Genomic DNA, 21,022 nt, shown 5'->3' with positions numbered 1-21,022 from the left:
GCTTCCTATTCAATGATGTCACCACGCAACAGATGCTTGGCAATCGCGACCGTACCCACAAACCCCATGACCGCAATCAACAGGGCTGCCTCGAAAAACAGATCGGACCTCAGATAGAGCCCAAGCAGCACGATCAGTGCAATGGCATTGATGTACAGGGTATCGAGCGCCAGTATGCGGTCAGGCAGATCAGGGCCCTTGAACAGACGCAACATGTTCAGCACCATCGCAACAGACATGATGCCCATGCACAGAAAAATTACGGCTGAGAGCATTCGAACACCTCCATCAGGGGTCGCTCATAACGCTGCTTGATCGTCTCGATCAGAGCCTGTTCGTCGTCAACGGTCAGCGCATGAATAAGCAGAGTCCGGCGGTCATCGCTTATATCGGACGAGACGGTGCCTGGCGTCAGGGAAATAGTGCTGGCCAGGAGACTGATGGCAAAATCATCGGTGAGCTCCAGTGGATACTCGATAAAACCGGGCTGCAACTTGGTATTGGCGCCAACCACCAGCTTGGCCACCTCGAGGTTGGCAATAGCAATATCACCCAGAACCCGGACAGCAAAGCGCAGTAACACCAGGGGATGATGCAGTTTTGGCGGATTGGGCCAGAACACATCGGTCAGCTGCGGTATGCCCCAGGCAAGAAAGACGCCCAATACCCAGGTACCGGCAGAAAGACTGTTCATGAGCAGCAACCACACGAGCAGCAGCACCAGGCTCAGCCAGGGGTGTGGAAAAAACGCACTGCGAGCCATCATGGTTGAACTCCCGAAGCGACTGGAACGACCGACATGACTTGCTCGATGTAGGTAGCAGGTGCAAGTAATTGCGCCGCGGTAGCATCCAGGTAGGTAAGTACCGGATTGGCAAAAAGCACCAGCCCGGGGCTACCAACGAGTAACAACAGAGCTGCCACAAGGCGCAGCCTGTCCAGTGGCTCGGCAATTGCCGGAGCCGCATCATGACGCCAGAACAAAGTGGTGCCTGCCCTGCTCATGGCCACAAGTACAACCAGGCTGCCGACCAGCAGCGCAGGGTAAAGCAGCGCCGCTTTTAAGCCTGTGCCTGCCGCGGCAAGGAGCATCGCCTTGCCGAGGAAGCCAGAGAACGGCGGCATGCCTATCACCGATATCGCAGCGATAAAGAACAGGGCACTGACCAACTTGGCATGTTCCATTTGCGGGCCGGGTATCAGACGGGACCCGAAGCGGGGGCCGCGTAAGCGGCTGATGATACCCGCCAGCAAAAACAGGGCCCCGCTGACCCAGGTGGTATGGATCAGGTAATAAAGGCTGGCGGTCAACGCCTCCTGGGTTCCCAGCGCAATACCCGCCAGCAGGGTACCCACGGAGACCACGATCAGATACGAAATCAGGCCATTGAGGCTGGCTGCCGCCAGTGCGCCGATAGCGCCTAACGCTATGGTGACCAGCGCCACCGGCCAGATCCAGGCGCTTGCCAGATTCGCCAGCTCCCCCGCTTCAGCGCCGAAGATCAGGGTGTAGACGCGCAGAATGGAATACAGCCCAACCTTGGTCATGATCGCAAAAAGTGCAGCCACCGGGGCAGTCGCCGCCGCATAAGCCTTGGGCAGCCAGAAGTACAGCGGGAAGATCGCCGATTTGAGGCCGAATACAATCAGCAGCAACATGCCTGCGGCACCGGCCACGGGCGCATCGGCCGGATCCAGCGTGGCAACTCTCAGCGCCATGTCAGCCATGTTGAGCGTGCCGGTAATACCATAGAGCGTTCCCGCCGCGATCAGGAACAGAGCCGACCCGAACAGGTTGAGCACCACATAATGCAGGCCGGCGCGCACGCGGGCAGACCCCGCCCCATGCAGCAGCAAGGCGTACGAGGCGATCAGCAGAATCTCGAAGAACACGAAGAGATTGAACAGGTCACCGGTGAGGAAGGCACCGGTGATACCCATCAGTTGAAACTGGAAAATCGCATGGAAGTTGCGACCCAGCCCATCGTCACCACGCGCAGCATAGATGATCACGCCGCTGGCCAGCACCGCAGCAATCCCCAGCATCAGAGCCGCCAGACGATCAACCACCAGCACTATGCCGAACGGGGGCTCCCAGTTACCCAGCGCATAGACAATAGTCCCGGCATCGGCCTGGCTCATCAGGACCAGTGCGAGCGGCACCTGTACCAGGGTGGCCAGCAGGGACAGGCTCCGTTTGAGGGTCATGCTGCTGCGCGCCATCAGCAGCAGCAAGGCACCGACAAACATGGGTATCAGAACAGGAAGAACCGGCAAGTGATTCATCAATGGTCTCCCTTGCCATCAACGTGATCACTTTCGAGTTCACCCTGGGCCCGCAGCGCCAGCACCAGGACATAGGCAGTCATCGCAAAGCCGATAACAATCGCCGTCAGCACCAGCGCCTGGGGCAAGGGGTCAGCGTACTCCCGGGCCTCCCCGAGAATGGCTGGCATGCCGGTGGCCAGCCGTCCCATGGCGAACAGAAACAGGTTAACCGCGTAGCTGAGCAGAGTCAGACCCAGTACCACCGGAAAAGTCCGGGCCCGCAACATCAGATACACACCGCAACTGGTCAGCACGCCCAGCGTAATGGCATAGAGCAGTTCCATCAGCTTGCCTCCCCGGCATTACGGCCAACCGACAATTTACCCAGATTGGTCAGAATCAATAGCGTTGCACCCACCACAGTGAGATAGACCCCCAGATCAAAGAGCAATGCGCTGGCAAGTTCTACCTTGCCCACCAGCGGTATGCCAACGTACTCGAACGTACTGGTCAGGAATGGGTAACCAAACAGCAGGCTGCCCAGGCCGGTAAGCCCTGCGATAATGACGCCAGCCCCGGCCAGATAATGGTAATCGATGCGCCAGCGCTCGGCGGTCCACTGCACGCCACTGGCGAAGTACTGCAGAATCAAGGCTACCGCGGTTATCAGGCCGGCAATAAATCCACCGCCAGGCAGGTTGTGGCCGCGCAGGAAGATATACACCGAGATCATCAACGCCAGCGGCAGGATGACCCGGGACAGATTTACCAGCATCAGCGGATGCGCATCCCGGGCCCAGGGCCGGCCATTGGCGTCGGTTACCGGTGTGAGCAGGCGCAGGCCGTCGATCAGTGCATAGATCGCGATACCGGCAATCGCCAGCACCGTGACTTCGCCCAGGGTGTCGTATCCGCGGAAATCGACCAGGATCACGTTGACCACATTGGTCCCGCCGCCCCCGGTCTTGCTGTTGGCCAGAAAAAAGCCGGCAATGCTCTCGTACGGACGCGTCAGCACTGCAACCGCCAGGCCCGATACCAGCAGGCCCGCAAATCCCGCTACAACAAGATCGCGTACCTGACGCAGGCTGGAGGATTCCACCGGCGTGCGACGGGGCAAGAAGAACAGCGACAACATCAGCAGAACGATGGTCACCACTTCGACCGACAGTTGGGTCAGTGCCAGGTCCGGAGCAGAGAAGCGCGCAAAGGCCAGAGCCACAAAGAGGCCGACCACGCTGAGCATCACCAGTGCAATCAACCGCTGACGGTGCCAGAGCACTGTCGCCAGTGCGGCCGCCATCAACATAAGGGCGCCTACCAGCGTTACCCCATCAATCGGAGTCATTGCCACATCGCCGCGCAGCTCCGGCAGCTGCAGCAACCAGAAACCGCTGGTTAACAGGGCCGCGACAAGCATCCAGGCCAGGTAGCGCTGCAAGGAAGCGTTCTCAAGTAATAGAGTGAACTGCCCGGCACCGCGTACCAGAGCCTGCACCGCACTTTCAAACATCAGCTTGGCATCCAGTACCGGCAGCCCCTCATACCAGTTGTAGAGCCGGCTGCGACCAGCGTATACCAGCACACCGCCGACCAGGGCGACCACGCTCATCGCCAGCGGCAGGTTGAGCCCGTGCCAGATCGCCAGGCTGTAATAGGGTAAATCGCCACCCACAGTAGCGCTCGCCGACACAGCCAGTAACCCGGCCACGGTAAACGCGGGCGCCAGGCCAACCAGCAGACACAGGGCGACCAAAATCTCAACCGGCACCTTCATGTAGCGCGGCGGCTCATGGGGCGGATACTTGGGAAGGTTGAACGGCTTGCCGTTGAAAAATACGTCGTGAATAAAGCGCAACGAATAGGCGACCGAAAACACCCCCGCCAGCGTCGCGACCAGCGGGATCACCCAGCTGAAGTTGCCGAACTGGGTCTGTTGCAGCGTTTCGGTAAAGAACATTTCCTTGCTCAGGAAGCCGTTGAGCAGCGGCACCCCGGCCATGGCAGAAGCAGCCACCATGGCCAGCGTGGCCGTGTGCGGCATGAAGCGCCAGAGCCCGTTGATACGGCGCATGTCACGAGTACCGGTTTCATGGTCGATGATCCCGGCAGCCATGAACAGTGACGCCTTGAAGGTCGCGTGATTGATGATGTGAAAAACCGCCGCCACAGCGGCAAGCTTGGTATCCAGACCAAACAGCAGGGTAATCAGGCCCAGGTGGCTGATCGTCGAATAGGCCAGAAGCCCCTTGAGATCATGTTTGAACAACGCCGTAAAGGCGCCGAGCAACAGCGTGATCATCCCCGTAATACTGACCAGGAAGAACCACAGATCGGTATCGGCCAGGGCCGGATACATTCGCGCCAGCAGGAACACACCTGCCTTTACCATGGTCGCCGAGTGCAGGTAGGCCGAGACCGGAGTGGGCGCAGCCATTGCGTGGGGCAGCCAGAAATGGAACGGGAACTGCGCCGATTTGGTGAACACGCCAAGCAGCACCAGCACCAGCACTACCGGGTAAAGACTATGGGCCCGGATCAGGTCGCCGGCCGCAAGCACTGCCGACAGCTCGTAGCTACCGACTATATGACCCAGCAATAGAACGCCGGCAAGCAGTGCCAAGCCACCCCCGCCAGTGACCGCCAGCGCCATGCGAGCGCCCTTGCGGGCATCGGTGGAGTGCGACCAGTAGCCGATCAGCAGGAAGGATGACAAGCTGGTCATCTCCCAGAAGAACATCATCAGCAACAGGTTTTCCGACAAGACCACGCCGAGCATCGCGGCCATGAACAGCAGCAGATAGGCGAAGAAACGACCCATCGGATCGCTTTTAGACAGGTAATACCGGGCGTAAAGAATAACCAGTAGACCAATACCCTGGATCAGGAGCGCAAACATGAACCCCAGACCATCGAGTCGGAAGCTCAGATTCAGACCAATCTGTTCCAGCCAGGGCCAGGTTTGCACCAGCACCTTCCCGGCAAAAACGTCCCCGGAGAGCCGCCACAATAGAAACAGGCCGATGGCTGGAGGCAACATGGTTGCCAGTGCACAAAGGGAGCGGCCATAACGAACCGTCAACAGGGGTAACAGGCACCCCAACAGGGGAAGGAATACAATCAGCGCCAGGGTCATGCAGGACTTACTCCATCAATGGCCGTTCAGGCTTCTTCAAGCCGTTCATTATCCACACACAGCCTTGCACTGTCATGAATTCAGCCAATCGATTGGATTTGGACTTTCTATTCAGACCTTTCCCTGCCGACTAAATCCCCCCGAGCCCGGTCGGAATCAAGCGCATCACCTAGCGGCCCGACGCTGGGTCTGACGCCCGCCATATGCCCGGCACGGGAAATGGCGTGGGCTGCCAAAGGTGCGGTGATCAGCAATACCGCTATCGCCAGCAATATCTCCACCCATGCGGTGCCAGCAGTAGCAGCCAGCACGCCAAGCAACACCAGGATTGCCCCCAGCGCGCCGGCTTTGCTGGCCGCGTGCATTCGCGTGTAGGCATCAGGCAAACGCAAGACTCCCAGGGCTCCCAGCAAACTGAAAGCCGCGCCCAGCAAGATCAGCATGGAGCCAGCGAAGGCAAGCAGGTCATTCATGATCCGCCCTCCCGCTTACCTTCATCGCTCTCGCCTGCGACCTGGGGGCGGTCAGTACTGTGGGTGCCCTGGAAAAGCAGCGCAAAGGCCACGCTACCCAGAAAACTGACGATCGCCAACACGATGGCCACATCGAGCAATACCGCCTGCTCACTCATCATCGCCAGTACCGCCACCCCGGCGACCCCGATCATGGTCAGTGCATCGACGGCCACCGCCCGGTCCGGCCGACTAGGGCCCACCAGCAGACGCCACATGATCAGCAACGTACTCAACAACAGCATGCCGCCTGCCAGGGGCAGGACCCAACCGGCTCCAGCCAGTGTCACATTCACAGGTCACCTCCTAGGGGTTGTACCCAGCGCATCAGGCGGCGTTCTATCTCGCTGACGGCCAAAATCACAGAATCAACCGAACGGGTATCCAGTACATGCACAAACAGGTCACCGGTTCGTGCCCGGTAATCCAGCGCCAGGGTGCCCGGAGTCAGCGTGAGCAAACAACCCAGCAGGGTAATCAGGCGCTTGTCCCGAGTGTGGACAGGTACGCACACAACTGCCGGCTCGACCTTGCAGTGGGGATTGAGCACAATCTTTGCCACGTCAAGAGAGGCGCTGAAAACCTGCCAGATGAACCAGGGTACAAACACCAGTGCCGCCTCAAGACGCAACGCATACAAACGACTGCCCTGATGCATCAGCCCGACGACTCTGATGACCGGATACAGCGCTGCAAATCCTAACAAGCAGTACATGGGGCTCAGCGACGCCAGGAATGCGGCCAGGGCGGCAGCAAGGAGCAGATGAATGTAGAACATCACTCACGCCTCCCGTCGAGCAGTTGCAGATAGGCCGGCGCTTCTATCAGCTGGGCCGAAGCGGCCATCGCGTATTCCATAACCGGCCCGGCACCAAGTCCGATTGACACGGTAATCATCGCCAGTACGCCTACCGTGATCCAGGCACCTGCCGGCCCCTGCCCTGTCACGCCAAGCATTGCTGGCTGCGGGTGCGCCTTGAGAAAGCTCTCGTTCCAGATCTTGCTCATCGAAAGCAGAGTAAAGACGCCAGTGAAGAGCGCAAAGAATGCAGCCACCCAGATGCCTGCGTCCAGGCTCGCCTTGACCAGTACAAACTTGGCCCAGAAACCGGACAGGGGCGGTATACCCGCCAGGGACAGAGCGGGTATGGCAAAGAGAATCGCCAGCAAAGGCGTGCGCGCATACAGGCCGCCCATGGCGGCCAGGCGCTCGGAGCCGGTTATACGGGCCGCAATGCCGCCAACAAAGAACAGGTTGGCTTTGACCACGATATGGTGGATCAGGTAGAAAACCGCGCCCGCCAGCGCCAGCGGCGTGGCCAGGGCCAGGCCCAGCACCATGTAGCCCACCTGGCTGACGATATGAAAGGACAGGATACGCCGCACCTCCGTCTGGGCCGCCGCGCCCAGCACGCCAATGATCATGGTCGCGCAGGCTACCCACAACAGCACCGTATGAATAACGCCCGGCTCCGGCCAGAGCAGGGTCACCAGTCGGATCAGGGCGTACACGCCCACCTTGGTCAGGAGACCGGCAAAGAGCGCAGAGACTGGCGTCCAGGCCACGTGGTAACTGGCCGGCAGCCAGCCAAACAGCGGAAACAGCGCCGCCTTGATCGAAAAGGACACCAGCATCAAAATCACGCCCAGCCAGGCTCCGTCGCTGGCTTGCTCGGCGCGGAACAGCAGCGCAAGCTCCCCCATGTTCAGGGTGCCTGTAGCCCCATAGACCAGCCCCGCCGCGAGGAGAAACAGCAGCGTCGCCAGCATGTTGAGCACCAGGTAGGTCATCGCCCCGGACAACCGCCGCTCGCCGCCGCCCAGGGCAATGAGCGCGAAGGAACCGATCAGCAGGACCTCAAACCAGACATACAGGTTGAATACATCAGCGGTGATGAATGCGCCGCAGATACCGGCCAGCAGCCCCTGTATGAACAGATGCGTATCGCGCAGAAAATCTGCCGGCATCGGCTGGCGTAAGCAATAGACCAGTGTCGCCAGGCCGATCACACCGGTGATAGCAACCATGACGGCGGAGAGTCGATCGATCACCAGACTGATGCCATAGGGCGCCCCCCAGCCACCCATCTGCGCGCTCAGCACAGTACCGCCAGCGGCAATCACTACCAGATACAGGCCGGTCAGCAGTAGCAGCACGGCACCGGTGAGGCTGATCGCGGTCACCCAGGCGTGATGACGCCTGACCAGCAGTGCCAGCAGCAGCGTCACAAGGGGAATCAGGATCGGCAGAACGATAAGGGTATTCATTCCCTGCCCCCCTGGCTCTGACCGTGACCCTGTTCAGCGTCCTCGTCCGGAGCCGGCTCTTCGGTTACCTGGCTGACACCGTCGGTATCCTTGTCCCCATGCAGCTCGTGGGTGCGCTTGAGTACCGACAGGGCAAACACGAACAAGGCAAAGCCGATCACAATGGCCGTCAATACCAGCGCCTGGGGCAAGGGATTGGCAGCGTCAAGTGCACCCTCACCGGCGAAGGTAAAAGCCGCCTCACTGCCCGAGTAACGGCCCGCGGTAAGCACCCCCAGATTGATCGCATTGCCCAGCACCGCGATGCCAAGCACAACACGCATCAGATGCCGGTCCAGCATCATCCAGACCCCCAACGCCGACATGAGGCCGGCGGTAATGGCACCAATCCATTCCATCAGGCGGTCCTCCCGATCAGGTTGCGAACCATATGCATGACCGAACCGAATACTGTCAGGAAAACCCCCACATCAAACAATAATGGCGTGCCCAACTTGACGCCGAATGGCTCGATCCAGAAGCCGGTCATGAACGCCACCTGGGCTCCCAGGCCGAACAAACCCGCTCCCACCGCACAGGCGAGCCCCAGGCCAATAATCGTAGGCGGCGCGATCCGCGAGAGCCCGCGCTGAATACCCCGCCCGAATGTAACCACCAGCAGGGTAAAGCCTGTGGCCGCCACCAAGCCTCCGATAAACCCCCCACCGGGCAGGTTGTGGCCACGCCAGAGAATAGCCAGTGATACCACCAGCAGAATGGTTGCCAGAGGGCGCATGCCCTGGCGCAGCATCAGAGAACCAAATTCGGGCAAGCCGCGCGGTTTGCCTTCGGGTAACTGGCCGGCACCCAGCAGCGTGGAGGCAGCCAGGGCAGCGATGGCCACTACCAGGATCTCCCCAAGGGTATCCACCGCTCGGAAGTCCACCAGAATCACATTGACCACATTGCTGCCGTAGCCTGCCGGCAGGCTGTTAGCCAGAAACCAGTCTGCCAGATCGCCAGGCAGAGGTTGGCTGACCGCCGTCATGATCAGCAGCGTAACAGCCAGGCCGAAGAGCATCGCAACTCCGGCATGCCAGATATTCATGGCACGGGTGTTGTTGCCACTGGCTGGCACCCCCCGCATCCGGCGCAGCACCATGGCCAGAAATACCACCGTCAGGGTTTCCACCATTAGTTGAGTAAGCGCCACATCCGGCGCGTTGATGGACACAAAGAAGAGCGCCAGGCCCAGACCGCTAGCCCCAAGGGAGGCCACCAACGCAAGACGCCCGCCCATGAAGGCGGCACCCGCTGCGCCGCCAAGGGCCAACAGACAGCCAATCAGCCCCGGTAGTGACACCGCTGATAACGCCGGACCGTCAAAGGGCTGAGCCTTCATCAACAACAGACCCCCGAGTACGCTGATGCTGACGATCAACGTCATCAAGGCCATATGCAAACGCAATGAGCCGTGCTGGAAAAGGCCGGCCACTGCGCCCGCAAACTGGAAAAGGCGTTTGAGCGACTTGTCCCAGACCAGGTCACCGCTGAACTCCCAGACACTGCCCAGGCGCCTGGCCAGCGCGCGCACCGAATCAGCCCGAAAGTAGAACATGGTCCCCAACCCCAGGGTCAATACGCTGGCCAGCACTGCCGGGGTTATGCCCCCCCACAGATACAGACTGACATCGACCTCGCCACTGGCTGCGGCCTGAACGGCGGTATTCACCAACCAGGTTTCAGGCCACTGGTTCCAGGCGCCGAGACCAAAACCACCCACCGCCAGCAGCAGCGGACCGGCCCACATGACCGGGCTCACTTCATGGGGCTGCCCTTCCCAATGCCCGCGCTGGCCGAAGAAGGTCTTGAAGAAGATCAGACCGGCGGCAGCGACCAACAGGGCATTGGTGAGAATCATCACCAGCGTGACACTCCAGCCAACCGCTCCCATTTCCATCAGCCCGGCGTACTTGAACTCCTTGGCGATAAATCCGAAGAAAGGTGGCAGGCCGGCATTGGAAAAGGCGGCCAGCCCCACTGCGATACCAGTCAGGGGCATCAACGCGAAAAGCCCCCCCAGCTTGCGGATATCTCGCGTGCCTGTGGAGTGATCGATAGCGCCGACAGCCATGAACAAGGCGCCCTTGTAGAACGAGTGGGCAACCAGATACAGCACGAAGGCCTGCAGGCCGTAGCTGGTGTTGGTGCCGATCAGCATGGTCAATTGGCCCAGCACTGCCACCGTGGTAAAGGCCAGCATGCGCTTGAGGTCATATTGCCGAATTGCCAGCACAGCGCCCAGCAAAGCTGTCAGAGCACCCAGTGTGATCAGCACCGTACTCCAGCCAAAGCCACCACCAAGCGTAGGATTGAGTCGGGCCAACAGGTAGATCCCCGCCTTGACCATGGTCGCCGAGTGCAGATACGCCGACACCGGCGTAGGCGCGTTCATCGCGTTGGGCAGCCACAGATGGAAGGGAAACTGTGCCGACTTGGTAAAACAACCAATCAATACCAGCACCATGATTGCCGGAAACAGACCGTGGGCCTGCACCAGTCCCGCCTGCAACTGGGAAAACTGCCAGGTCTCTGCAGCAGTACCCAGTAGCACCAGCCCGGCCAGCAACGCCAGGCCACCGCCGCCGGTAATCAACAAGGCCTGCAGGGCTGCCCGACGGGATTCGGATTTTTCGTGGTTGAAGCTGATCAACAGATAGCTGGCAATACTGGTCAGTTCCCAGAACACGAACATCACGATCAGATTGTCCGCCAGCACCAGGCCGAGCATGGCCATCATGAAGATCAACAGGTAGGCATAGAACCGGCCAAGTTGCGGATGATCATGTAGATAGGCGCCGGAATACATCACGATCAGAGTGCCGATCCCGCTGATCAGCAACGCAAACAGCAGAGCCAGGCCGTCCAGTCGCAGGGTCACCGCGACATCAAGCAAGGGCACCCAGGCAAAACTCTCGAATAGAATCTCGCCGCCTGCCACCGCTGATATCTGTGAGGCAAACCAGGCGAAGCACGCAGCGGGCACCAGCGCCAGCAGCAAACCCGCATAGCGCGGAACCGCGCGATACACCAAAGGCGCACAAAGCCCGTTGATGAAAATGGCTAGAAGACTGGCCAGCATCTCAGGCCGGTCCCGGTAGATCGTGTAATGACATCAAGTGCGCTCCCGTAAACCCTGGAACACTCAATTTACACATTAAGAACCTGATGGAATATCTTGACTAACGCCGACAATCAAACTGCAAAGGCCGACGGCCAGAGCGCTATAAATAAGAAGAAGAACTGTTACCTCTGAAACACTTTGAATCAAAATCTGATGGGATCTGGCCATGACAATGCATCCCCCAAGAGCGTCAGGTGGTTCCAGTCACCCACCCAACGCTCCTTGAAACAGCCGATTGCAGACTATTTGACGACCCGGGTCTGCCCATTGAGCGTCTGTATCCGGACGCGATCTCCAGGCCTGAAGGTCACCTCGGGCGAGGCTTCCTGCACATAGGCACGCATGCTGCCATCATCCTCGCGAACGGTGATTTCGACGCCCTGGGCTCGGGTGATACCCTCCTCAGCCGCAGCACCTGCCATGCCGCCTGCCACTGCACCGATCACCGTGGCAATCGCCGCGCCGCGGCCACCACCCACACCGCTGCCAGCAACACCGCCGATTGCGGCGCCTGCAGCCGGGCCGATAATCGTCTTGCTGCCTTCGATCTGAACCGGCCGCACTGTCTCGACAACCCCCGTGCGCACTACCTGGGGCCTGCGAGCGTCATCTCGGCTATAAGTCTCGCCCGTCAATGAGGAGGCGCAACCCGACAGAACGAGCAGGCTACCGAGCATACAGATCAACACAAATTGTCTTTTCATGGGGTACTCCAATTAGATAAGGCCTGAACGTTGGACGCCGAAAACCCACCGATGTTGCGTAGTGATCGTATTGACCCACGCAGGGGGCGCTATCCAAAGCCAAGAATACCGGGATTAGCTGCAATAGTATGCCTGCAGCACTCCTTCTTTCGTTTCCATACAGAGTGATTTACCCCAACAGGCGGTCGAAAAAGGCAGGCGGGCGCGCTATAATCGCGCCCGTTTCTGGGCGGACCGCCAGCAGAGTACGGTGGCGTTCAGGTACCTTTTTAACTCGAATTCGCGCTTCGTCGTAGCCAGGCCAACATAACAACAATACCGGGCAGGTTGCCGAACATCATCATGTCCGGAGGTTTTTGTATGCCCCTTTTTCAGGCTGCCTGGCTGTATTACCTGAGCAACCCAGCACTGGTCATCAATGGCCTGGCACTATTCTATGCGCTGTCGGGTAGCTGGCTGGTGTTTGCTGCGCAGTGGCGCGCAGCGCGCGGAAGCTTACAACTGACTGCAGGCATCGCTAACACTCTGAATAGCGAAGAAGCGCCCCTTGATAACCGGGTGAATCGGATGTTCCGTCGCATTGGGCTCGGTTGCCTGGCGCTGGCTATGGCATTGAGCCTGCTAAGCACTCTGGTCTGAAGCAGCCAACGCACTGATCGCCGGGTTGGCATACTGCAGCAACCACCATTTCTGCTGCGCAGCGCAGCAGCCGCTGAGACGCTCCTCGAAGCGCGCCTTTTCACTGGCCAGCCGCTCCGGCTTGAAGCCCTCCCGCCAGTTGCCCATGAACGCCTGTATGCCCGGCATGGCCATGAAATCAGGCAGATTTTCGACAGCCATGAAATTGCTCGGTTGCAGCCTGTAACTCTGCAATATCTGTCTGTCTACCTCACGGGCAACGGCTTTCGCATCGGGGTACTCGCCCGTCAATGGCTCACCGAACGCCACGTGTACATGCCCTTTGTAGCCAGTCAATCCCTTCGCAATGGAACGGTCATCCTCCCCTGGCTCCTTCACATAGGTGCCGGTGCGCGCACGCTGCTCCAACTCGCGCGCTTTCATCTGATCGCAAGGGTCCCATTCATAGGCAATGGAAACAGGCACGATATTCAGACTGCGGACGATCTGGGCGAAGTCTTCACCCTTGCGGCTCATGCACAGCATCTTGATGATCGCGGTATCAGTTTCATCCAGGCCATCCTTGGCGCGTCCCTCGGCCTGAGCAATCCAGATGGAATTGCCAGTTGCAATGGAATGATTGATATACGCCGACAATGTCTGATAAACGCTAAGCTTCTCCCGCCGGCCAGTCACCGAGCGATGCACAATAAAGCTCTTGTTCAGGCGCATCAGGTCACTGACAAAGGGCCTTTGCAGCAGGTTGTCACCGATGGCAATACGGGGCGTGGGATGTCCCGCATGGTAGAGCGCATAATTGACGAACGCCGGATCCATGACGATGTCACGGTGATTGGCAAGAAACAGATAAGGACTGTTCTTGGCCAGACGATCCAGCCCGCTGTAACTGACATCAGCGACGCTGCGCTCGATAAGACGATCCAGGTAAGGCTCGATGCGCTGTTGCAGCGCATCCACGCTATCGATTCGACGCGCTTCCCGGCGTAGCCCCGCCCCTACCGTCTTTTTGACCAGGCCGGGGAACCACCGATTCAATCGTGGAAAATGATGGCTGGCCAGGATTCCCAGAAGCTCATTGTCCCGTGTCAGTCGCTGCAATACTGCAGGGACCTCTTCATCGGTATAGGGTCTTATCGCGTCGAACTCGACCATGTCATCCTCGTTTGAAGGTGTTCAAGCCGCGCATTATGCGTTCCGACGGCCGGTTTCGCCAGATTGCCGATAGGGCTACACTGCCGGGAAGCCAATAACAGGAGCAAAATCACATGCAGGCGATCGAAGAAGCCCAGTTGCACTGTCCGCACTGTGACGAGCCCATATCACTGCTGCTTGACCTGTCCGGAGGCACCCAAGCCTATGTTGAGGACTGTCAGGTCTGCTGTCAGCCGATCCTCGTCAACCTGTGGATCGACCACGCCAACGATGATTATCACGTAGATCTGCGCAGGGAACAGGACTGAACATGTTGTGTGCCTACAAACCGCAGGACATGTCTGAAGCGCACCTGCTGCGTCAATTGCTGACTGACCATCACATTAACTGCTACCTGAGCGGTGAGTATCTGCAGGGCGGCATGGGCGAACTACCGGCAATGGATCTGCTCGGCCTGTGGGTAGCCCCCGAGGACCTAGGGCTGGCGCGGGAACTGATCGGTGATTGGCAGCAGGCCACCCCGATCATGCCTGAAATGGACGATCTGTGAGCGGTCGCCTGGCGCAATTTACCGCGCCCGTGAAGGACCTGCCAGAGGGCTGGAAGCCGCAATGGAACCTGGCACCGGGACAGCAGCTGCTGATTCTGCGCAAAGCTGCAAGCAAGATGGAATGTGCCAAGGTGCTATGGAACCTCACACCTGGCTGGCTGCGGCAGCTTGATCGTGCGGCTTTCAGCGCCCAGGCCGAATTCCTTCACGAAAAACCCATGTTCGGAGAGGCTTTTGCCCAGCGGCGCTGCATCATTCCGGTCGATGGGTTCTTTGTCTGGCATGCCCAGGGCAAGCGCAAACAACCCTGGTACCTTCGTCGCCACCAGGGCGGGCTGGCGATAGCCGGGCTCTGGGAGCGATACAGCCTGGAGGATGGCAGTTTCTGGGATAGCTGCGCCCTGGTGACTGCGCCTGCCAAGGGCCTGCCTGCGCGCCTGTCCGCGCGAATGCCGGTAACCTTGAATGCTGCCGAGCAGGCCATCTGGCTCGCCTCAGCAACCGCCCTCGGCGCTCTTCAGCCCCTGTTACTCAACGCGACATCCCAGGTAACCATGATGCACCCGGTCAATCCGTCCATGAGCAGCCCGACCACGCTGGGCGCACAATGCTGTGCGCCCAGCGGCAAGGCCGTGACCCTGGAGTGACGCGGACGGATCAGACCTTGAACTGATTGATCAATCGGCGCTGCTGCTCAGCCAGACGGGTCAGACCCGCACTGGCTTCGGATGCTTCCTGGGCACCACCGGCAACGGATTTGGCCACCTGATCGATGGTTGATACATTGCGATTTACATCTTCGGCCACTGCGCTCTGTTCTTCGGCGGCGCTGGCAATCTGGGTGTTCATCTCGGTAATGATCGACACAGCCTGGGTAATGGACGTCAGCGCAGCGTCGGCTTCTTCTGCCTGCAGCACGCTCTCCTCAGTCCGGCTACGACTCTGCTCCATGACTTTCACAGTATCGCGGGTGCCCTTCTGCAACTGTTCGATCATGGTCTGAATTTCTTCAGTCGAACTCTGCGTTTTCTGGGCCAGGTTCCGGACCTCGTCCGCCACCACTGCAAATCCGCGGCCCTGTTCGCCCGCGCGTGCTGCCTCGATGGCCGCATTCAGCGCAAGCAGGTTGGTCTGCTCCGCGATCCCGCGGATGGTCGCCAGAATGCCGGTAATATTATCGCTATCGCGAGCCAGGGACTGCACGCTGGCGACGGCCTTGTTGATATCTTCTGCCAGGCTCAGCGTTGCAGCCGCGCTGGCCTTGACCACATCACGTCCGTGACTGGCCGATCCATCAGCGTTTCGCGCCGCTTCCGCAGCCTGGGAGGCATTACGAGCCACGTCCTGCGCGGTGGCAGTCATCTGTGTCACCGCTGTTGCCACCTGATCAATCTCGCTCAGCTGCCGCTGAATACCGTCGTTGGTACGCATGGCAATATCAGCGGTGTGTTCGGAGGCGTCGGTGACCTGGGCAACAGACCCGACTACTTCGCGAATCATCGCCTGCAATTTGTCCAGGAATCGGTTGAAGCCTATGGCAATAGAACCCAGCTCGTCACCCCGATCTACCGTCAGGCGCTTGGTCAGGTCACCCTCCCCCTGGGCAATATTATCCAGCATGGCTACCAGGCGACGCGCTGGACGCGACAGGCTGAGCCCCAGTAGCACCATCACCAGCAAACCGCCCAGGGCCACAACAACGCCAATGGCTATCAGCGTTGCGGTATCGCTTGCCTGACGGGTTTTCATTTCGTTGGTCAGCGTAGCCACATCGCTCATGACGGCATCCAACGGCAAGGTGATGAGCAAGGTCCAACGTGTGCCCGTATCGCCAATAGGAACCGGCATCACCAGTTCGATATGGCCACCCGCTTGGTCCACATCGTAAATCAGCTCATCACCCAGAGCCTGAATATTGGCCAGCTCATTGGCATCAAGGATATTACTCGCAGGGTCACCGGGCCGGGCGTCATCACCGGTATAGGCAACCAGCCTGCCATTACTGCTGATCAGCGCCTGGTCGCCAAGGCCGTTGAAGAGGCCGGCGTTGTTTTGTTGGAGTGTCTGCTGGATAAAGTCCAGTGACAGATCCACCCCCACTATTCCGCGGAACTCACCCTCGGACATAATCGGGACAGTGAACGAGGACAACATGACCTGCTTGCCACCCAGGTCATAGGGGGCAGGATCGGCGACACAGGGCTTGAGGGTATCGCGCGGGCACAGATAGTACTCGCCCTCCCGCACGCCGGTAGCCGTGAGCGTCTCGCTCTCAAGGTCAGACAAGGCGTCCAGCTGCGGCTCTCCGTTGTCGTCGCGGAACCACCAGGGCATGAAACGGCCGGTGCCGTCGTAACCGTCGGTTTCGATACCTTCAAAGTACTGGTCGAGATCATCAAACGCATTGGGTTCCCAGCCGACGTACACGCCTAACAGCTCGGGGTTCTGCACCAGGGTATTGCGCAACACCCGGACCATTTCCTCCCGGCTCATCATCAGTGTGGACAAACCATCGGGCTCCAGTTCACCCAGCAAGCGGTTAAGCTGGGAGAGTTGATCGGCAACCATGAAGGGGTCGCTCAAGCGCCGGCGAATGCGCTGACTTTCAGCGGTGGCGACAGCGGTGAGTCGCTCCCTGACCTGGCGCTCGATCAGCTCACGGCTGCTATCCTGCACAAATTGTTGACTGCGGTTCGCAGAGTTGATGCTGTACAGCGTGACCAGACCAACTGCAGCGAACAGGCAAGCCCCAGCAAGTACTACAATGGCTGACTGAATGGATTTGAATTTCATGCGTTACCCCGGCTGGACATATTCCCTATAGCGTTATCGGCTGGCACATGCGGATCTTCAGCACCATTTTCAACGGATAGGCATTTATAATCGGTTGGCAGGTACCTATCTAGTGCACACTGCTGACCAAACAATCGAATCAAACGACTCGATCGGTCGAATTCATAACACAGGATTATTCCCAAATGCGCAGTCGTCTCATACTACTCTTGCTCCCTCTGCTGATACTGACCGGGTGCCAGGCAGTGCAAACTACCCAGGGCGGTGCCGTAGGCGTTGACCGTACCCAATACATGTTCGGCGGCCTCTCCAGTGACGAAGTCGACAAGATGGCCGCACAGTCTTACGCCAAACAGCTGGCCGAGGCGCGCTCCAAGGGCCTCCTGAATACTGACAAGGCGATGCTCAATCGCCTGCGCCGCATCTCCAACCACCTGATACCCCAGGTAACCCACTTCCGGCCAGAAGCGAAAAACTGGAATTGGGAGGTCAATCTGATCAAGAGCGATCAGATCAACGCCAGCGCGGCTCCAGGCGGCAAGATTCTGTTTTATACCGGCATAGTCGACAAGCTGAAACTGACTGATGCCGAGATAGCTCAGATCATGGGTCACGAGATTGCCCACGCCCTGCGCGAGCACGGCCGGGAAGCGATTTCCCGCGCCTATACTTCACAGATGGGCACCCAGATCGCTGGCGCCCTACTCGGCCTGGGTGAGGGCAGCATGCAGGTGGCCGATGCCGCTGTGCAATACGGCCTGATGCTGCCCAACAGCCGTTCAAATGAAACCGAAGCCGATCTGATCGGCATGGAGCTTGCTGCACGCGCCGGGTACGCACCGGAAGCGGCAGTAAGCCTCTGGCAGAAAATGGCCAGCGCCTCTCAGGGCAGCCCTCCGCAGTTTCTCAGCACTCACCCTTCCACTGGCGGTCGAATTGAAACCCTGCGAGCGACCATACCCAGGGTCAAACCCTTGTATGAATCGTCAGCCAAGCGCTGACAGATCCAGACCTACCAATGAGCGGCGGCTGCAGCGGAACAGGCAAAAAGCGGGAAGTCTGTCTAGGCTGTAGCCAGCCGCAGCGGTCGGCTTCACATTAAATGGAGATAAAGACATGAGTATCAAACTCGGCGATATAGCACCCAACTTCGAGCAGGATTCCAGTGAGGGCCCCATCAAGTTTCATGACTGGATTGGAGACAGCTGGGTCGTGCTGTTTTCGCATCCGGCGGACTTCACACCGGTTTGCACCACCGAACTGGGCCTGACAGCCAAGCTGAAAGACGAGTTCGCCGCACGCGGCGTCAAGGCCATAGCCTTGTCGGTAGATCCGGTCGAGTCACACACTCGCTGGATCGACGACATCAATGAGACCCAGGCTACCGTGGTGAACTTTCCGATCATTGCCGACCATGACCGCAAGGTCTCGGATCTCTATGACCTGATTCACCCCAATGCCAGCGACACATTGACGGTGCGCTCGCTATTCATAATCGACCCGAACAAGAAGGTCCGATTGATGATCACCTATCCGGCCAGTACGGGGCGTAACTTCAACGAGATCCTGCGGGTTATCGACTCCCTGCAACTCACCGACAATTACAAGTGCGCCACCCCGGGCAACTGGGTCGACGGTGATGACGTGGTCATTGTGCCGTCCCTTCAGGACGAGGAAGAGATCAAGCGTCGCTTCCCGAAAGGCTACCGCAAGGTCAAGCCTTACCTGCGGATGACGCCTCAGCCCAATCGCTGAGCGCATCACCTGTAGCAAGCGCAAGAACCGAAAAGCCGGAAGTCGCCAGTAGCGCTTCCGGCTTTTCAGCACCTAGCCCGCTGTCAATGCCAGCCAGCCGGCATACAGACCCATCAGCAAAAAGGCGAAGGCCGCAACACTGCGGATGATGCCCAGAGGCAGTTTCGCGGCGGCGGCATTGCCCAGGAACACCACCGGTACGTTGGCCAGCATCATGCCCAGGGTGGTACCCATGACTACCCAGATATAGGTTTCAAATTGCGCGGCAAGCACAACGGTTGCGATCTGCGTCTTGTCCCCCATCTCGGCAATGAAGAAAGCGACCAGCGTTGCCATGAAGGCGCCGTAGTGACTGATGGGCGGGGTATCATCTTCGTCCAGCTTGTCAGGCACCAGCGTCCAGGCTGCCACTGCGAAAAAAGACAAGGCAAGCATGCCGTACAGCCAGGTATCGCTTAACAGGGAGCTGACAAACTGACCGACGGCACCCGCCAGCGCGTGGTTAGCCAGGGTGGCAACCAGAATACCCAGCACGATAGGCCATGGCCGCCGAAAACGCAGCGCCAGCACCAGTGCCAGTAATTGAGTCTTATCGCCAATTTCTGCCAGCGCAACTATACCGGTCGAGACCAGAAAGGATTCCACGGAGTTTCCAGAGAGGGCGGGTCAGACAAACCATTGACATATATCTACCCCCCGCCCCCGGTTGGTCGATATATGTCAAAGGTCTCGTCAAACCCTGTCGGTTCCATGTTGAACACATGAGCGACGGCGGGTCGCAAGTACCATGGTCTGCGGACCAATTATGTTGATACTTGCCTCTATCGAGAGACTACTCCCCCAAGACGGGCGCAAAGATAACCCACAGGCTACGCATGGTCAACCGGGAGCTACTGCGGAGTAGACCTTGAAGCGGTTATTCTCGCGCAGCACATTGCAGGGTCCGATATGCGCTTCGATCAGTGCCGGATAGCGCAGGAAACCATTGGCGACGATGCGCATCTCACCACCGGGCAGCAGGTTGCGGGTCATCTGCTCGAAAAAGCGTTCAGCGATACTGGTGTCATGTTTAATGCCGGTATGAAACGGTGGATTACTGACCACTGCTGCCAGGCGTCCATGTACGTCGCTCAAGCCGTCGGATGGGTAGATCTCCGCTTCCACGCCGTTGCGCTCCAGGGTCTGGCGAGCGCAGTATAGCGCTAGGGCGTCAACATCGACCATCTCGAAGCGGCTACCCGGATTACGCCGGGCCAGCGCTGTCGTCAGCACGCCTGCGCCGCAACCGAAATCCAGTACTTTCCCGGGCGGCAATGGGGCGAGTTCTTCGAGGAGCAACTGACTGCCTTCATCCAGTCGGCCATGGCTGAAAACGCCGGGCAGGCTCACCAGGTCTATGCTCTGATCAGCCAACTCGATGTGAACTTCGCGTTGCCAGGAGCCCAGTTCAAAGGGCTCTGCGCCGTCTGCTACCTGCATGGTCCAGAGCTGGCAGTGCCGGGCGGAGTCGATTTTCCGGGCGCCATTGCCATAGGGTTGCAGGAGCTTCTCGGCGCGGCTGATGCCGCCCTTCTTTTCGCCAACCAGATAAATCGGGCATCCGGGTGTCAGCAGGGGCACGATCTGGGCCAATGCGTACTCGGCACGCTCGAGGGCTTTGGGCACGACAAGTATGGCGGCATCCAGACCTTCAAACCTGGGGCACAGATGTGAGAAACATAGCCGCTCTTCGTCAAGCTGGGTTGCCAGGCTCCGCTGCACTGACCAGTCCCAGGTCCACACCTGCCAGTCGGCGTCGATGCTGCTGACCAGGTCGTCAGCGGGTGGATTGACCAGCAGCAAGCGCTTTCCGGCAAAGAGCTCTTCGCTGCGCTCAAGTATCTGGCTGATGTTTTCCATAAAAACTCCGCTTCTGGGTGAAAGCTGATTGCCCGGGGCTGGGGATTGTAAGCGTGGGCTGCGCAGACTGAAAGTGCGCGAGGAGGAGATTGGGCTACATAGTTTGTCGTGGCCTGATTCAATATTGTCGAAATGGGTTCTGAGCCTTGTAGCTCCCAGCCTGGCAGGGTTCCGAAAGCCGCC

22 protein-coding genes and 1 riboswitch are annotated in these 21,022 nt (G+C 59.0%); of the genes, 6 read left to right on the top strand and 16 right to left on the bottom strand.

The genetic code is table 11. The features are described 5' to 3' along the window. Positions 1-5 precede the first annotated feature (5 nt). From FZF01_RS11900 to FZF01_RS11845, 12 genes are all read right to left on the bottom strand, one after another. Positions 6-275 (bottom strand): K+/H+ antiporter subunit F, encoded by a 270-nt coding sequence (locus tag FZF01_RS11900; RefSeq protein ID WP_150278397.1) that lies wholly within the window; start codon positions 273-275, stop codon positions 6-8. Then, positions 260-763: a Na+/H+ antiporter subunit E gene (locus tag FZF01_RS11895; RefSeq protein ID WP_373286439.1), complete on the bottom strand. Its 504-nt coding sequence runs from the start codon at positions 761-763 to the stop codon at positions 260-262. Before FZF01_RS11895 ends, FZF01_RS11900 begins: the two co-directional genes overlap by 16 nt. After that, complete coding sequence (locus FZF01_RS11890; RefSeq protein WP_150278395.1) at positions 763-2,286, bottom strand: monovalent cation/H+ antiporter subunit D; 1,524 nt, start codon at positions 2,284-2,286, stop codon at positions 763-765. The genes FZF01_RS11895 and FZF01_RS11890 overlap by 1 nt, the downstream gene beginning before the upstream one ends. Beyond that, positions 2,286-2,612 (bottom strand): Na+/H+ antiporter subunit C, encoded by a 327-nt coding sequence (locus FZF01_RS11885; protein ID WP_150278394.1) that lies wholly within the window; start codon positions 2,610-2,612, stop codon positions 2,286-2,288. The genes FZF01_RS11890 and FZF01_RS11885 overlap by 1 nt, the downstream gene beginning before the upstream one ends. Further along, on the bottom strand, positions 2,612-5,404 hold the full coding sequence (locus FZF01_RS11880) for a monovalent cation/H+ antiporter subunit A (protein WP_150278393.1): 2,793 nt from the start codon (positions 5,402-5,404) through the stop codon (positions 2,612-2,614). The genes FZF01_RS11885 and FZF01_RS11880 overlap by 1 nt, the downstream gene beginning before the upstream one ends. A gap of 107 nt (positions 5,405-5,511) precedes the next feature. Then, positions 5,512-5,877: a monovalent cation/H(+) antiporter subunit G gene (gene mnhG, locus FZF01_RS11875; RefSeq protein WP_150278392.1), complete on the bottom strand. Its 366-nt coding sequence runs from the start codon at positions 5,875-5,877 to the stop codon at positions 5,512-5,514. Next, positions 5,874-6,212: a monovalent cation/H+ antiporter complex subunit F gene (locus FZF01_RS11870; RefSeq protein WP_150278391.1), complete on the bottom strand. Its 339-nt coding sequence runs from the start codon at positions 6,210-6,212 to the stop codon at positions 5,874-5,876. Before FZF01_RS11870 ends, mnhG begins: the two co-directional genes overlap by 4 nt. Continuing rightward, positions 6,209-6,694 carry a Na+/H+ antiporter subunit E gene (locus tag FZF01_RS11865; protein ID WP_150278390.1) on the bottom strand — a complete coding sequence of 162 codons (486 nt, stop codon included), beginning with the start codon at positions 6,692-6,694 and terminating at the stop codon, positions 6,209-6,211. Before FZF01_RS11865 ends, FZF01_RS11870 begins: the two co-directional genes overlap by 4 nt. Beyond that, entirely contained in the window at positions 6,694-8,184 is a 1,491-nt protein-coding gene (locus FZF01_RS11860; RefSeq protein WP_150278389.1) for a proton-conducting transporter transmembrane domain-containing protein, read from the bottom strand. Before FZF01_RS11860 ends, FZF01_RS11865 begins: the two co-directional genes overlap by 1 nt. Continuing rightward, a complete protein-coding gene (locus FZF01_RS11855; RefSeq protein WP_150278388.1) occupies positions 8,181-8,582 on the bottom strand; it encodes a sodium:proton antiporter in 402 nt (133 codons plus the stop codon). Before FZF01_RS11855 ends, FZF01_RS11860 begins: the two co-directional genes overlap by 4 nt. Beyond that, a complete protein-coding gene (mbhE, locus tag FZF01_RS11850; protein ID WP_150278387.1) occupies positions 8,582-11,305 on the bottom strand; it encodes a hydrogen gas-evolving membrane-bound hydrogenase subunit E in 2,724 nt (907 codons plus the stop codon). Before mbhE ends, FZF01_RS11855 begins: the two co-directional genes overlap by 1 nt. 284 nt (positions 11,306-11,589) lie before the next feature. Continuing rightward, positions 11,590-12,051, bottom strand: coding sequence for an outer membrane lipoprotein (locus FZF01_RS11845; protein WP_150278386.1), 462 nt, complete (start codon positions 12,049-12,051; stop codon positions 11,590-11,592). A 360-nt stretch (positions 12,052-12,411) separates the two neighbouring features. On the opposite strand from FZF01_RS11845, the gene FZF01_RS11840 reads away from it, so the two are divergent. Next, positions 12,412-12,690, top strand: coding sequence for a hypothetical protein (locus tag FZF01_RS11840; RefSeq protein WP_150278385.1), 279 nt, complete (start codon positions 12,412-12,414; stop codon positions 12,688-12,690). Here FZF01_RS11840 and FZF01_RS11835 read toward each other — a convergent pair. Beyond that, complete coding sequence (locus FZF01_RS11835; RefSeq protein ID WP_150278384.1) at positions 12,673-13,842, bottom strand: 1-acyl-sn-glycerol-3-phosphate acyltransferase; 1,170 nt, start codon at positions 13,840-13,842, stop codon at positions 12,673-12,675. The genes FZF01_RS11840 and FZF01_RS11835 overlap by 18 nt on opposite strands. Positions 13,843-13,955: 113 nt before the next feature. On the opposite strand from FZF01_RS11835, the gene FZF01_RS11830 reads away from it, so the two are divergent. From FZF01_RS11830 to FZF01_RS11820, 3 genes are read left to right on the top strand one after another with little or no spacing between them, the layout of a single operon-like run. Further along, entirely contained in the window at positions 13,956-14,150 is a 195-nt protein-coding gene (locus FZF01_RS11830; RefSeq protein WP_150278383.1) for a CPXCG motif-containing cysteine-rich protein, read from the top strand. Positions 14,151-14,152: 2 nt separating this feature from the next. Further along, positions 14,153-14,392, top strand: a complete 240-nt coding sequence (locus FZF01_RS11825) for a putative signal transducing protein (protein WP_150278382.1) — start codon at positions 14,153-14,155, stop codon at positions 14,390-14,392. Then, positions 14,389-15,039: an SOS response-associated peptidase gene (locus FZF01_RS11820; RefSeq protein ID WP_150278381.1), complete on the top strand. Its 651-nt coding sequence runs from the start codon at positions 14,389-14,391 to the stop codon at positions 15,037-15,039. The genes FZF01_RS11825 and FZF01_RS11820 overlap by 4 nt, the downstream gene beginning before the upstream one ends. 10 nt (positions 15,040-15,049) lie before the next feature. On the opposite strand, the gene FZF01_RS11815 is transcribed toward FZF01_RS11820, so the two are convergent. After that, positions 15,050-17,185: a methyl-accepting chemotaxis protein gene (locus FZF01_RS11815; RefSeq protein WP_150278380.1), complete on the bottom strand. Its 2,136-nt coding sequence runs from the start codon at positions 17,183-17,185 to the stop codon at positions 15,050-15,052. Between the two features lie 185 nt (positions 17,186-17,370). Here FZF01_RS11815 and FZF01_RS11810 point away from each other — a divergent pair, with 185 nt between their 5' ends. Both FZF01_RS11810 and FZF01_RS11805 read left to right on the top strand, forming a co-directional pair. After that, the gene (locus FZF01_RS11810) at positions 17,371-18,186 is read left to right on the top strand and encodes a M48 family metallopeptidase (protein ID WP_150278379.1); all 816 of its coding nucleotides are present in this window, start codon (positions 17,371-17,373) and stop codon (positions 18,184-18,186) included. Between the two features lie 115 nt (positions 18,187-18,301). Next, positions 18,302-18,940: a peroxiredoxin gene (locus FZF01_RS11805; protein WP_150278378.1), complete on the top strand. Its 639-nt coding sequence runs from the start codon at positions 18,302-18,304 to the stop codon at positions 18,938-18,940. Positions 18,941-19,012: 72 nt separating this feature from the next. Here the strand turns inward: FZF01_RS11805 and FZF01_RS11800 are convergent, their stop codons facing one another. Beyond that, a complete protein-coding gene (locus tag FZF01_RS11800; protein ID WP_150278377.1) occupies positions 19,013-19,585 on the bottom strand; it encodes a TMEM165/GDT1 family protein in 573 nt (190 codons plus the stop codon). A gap of 89 nt (positions 19,586-19,674) precedes the next feature. Beyond that, a riboswitch (yybP-ykoY riboswitch) is annotated at positions 19,675-19,793 on the bottom strand. Between the two features lie 26 nt (positions 19,794-19,819). Beyond that, the gene (locus FZF01_RS11795) at positions 19,820-20,839 is read right to left on the bottom strand and encodes a methyltransferase (protein WP_150278376.1); all 1,020 of its coding nucleotides are present in this window, start codon (positions 20,837-20,839) and stop codon (positions 19,820-19,822) included. Positions 20,840-21,022 lie beyond the last annotated feature (183 nt).

The organism is Halopseudomonas salina (genome assembly GCF_008641105.1).
This window is presented reverse-complemented; position numbering and strand designations above follow the sequence as displayed.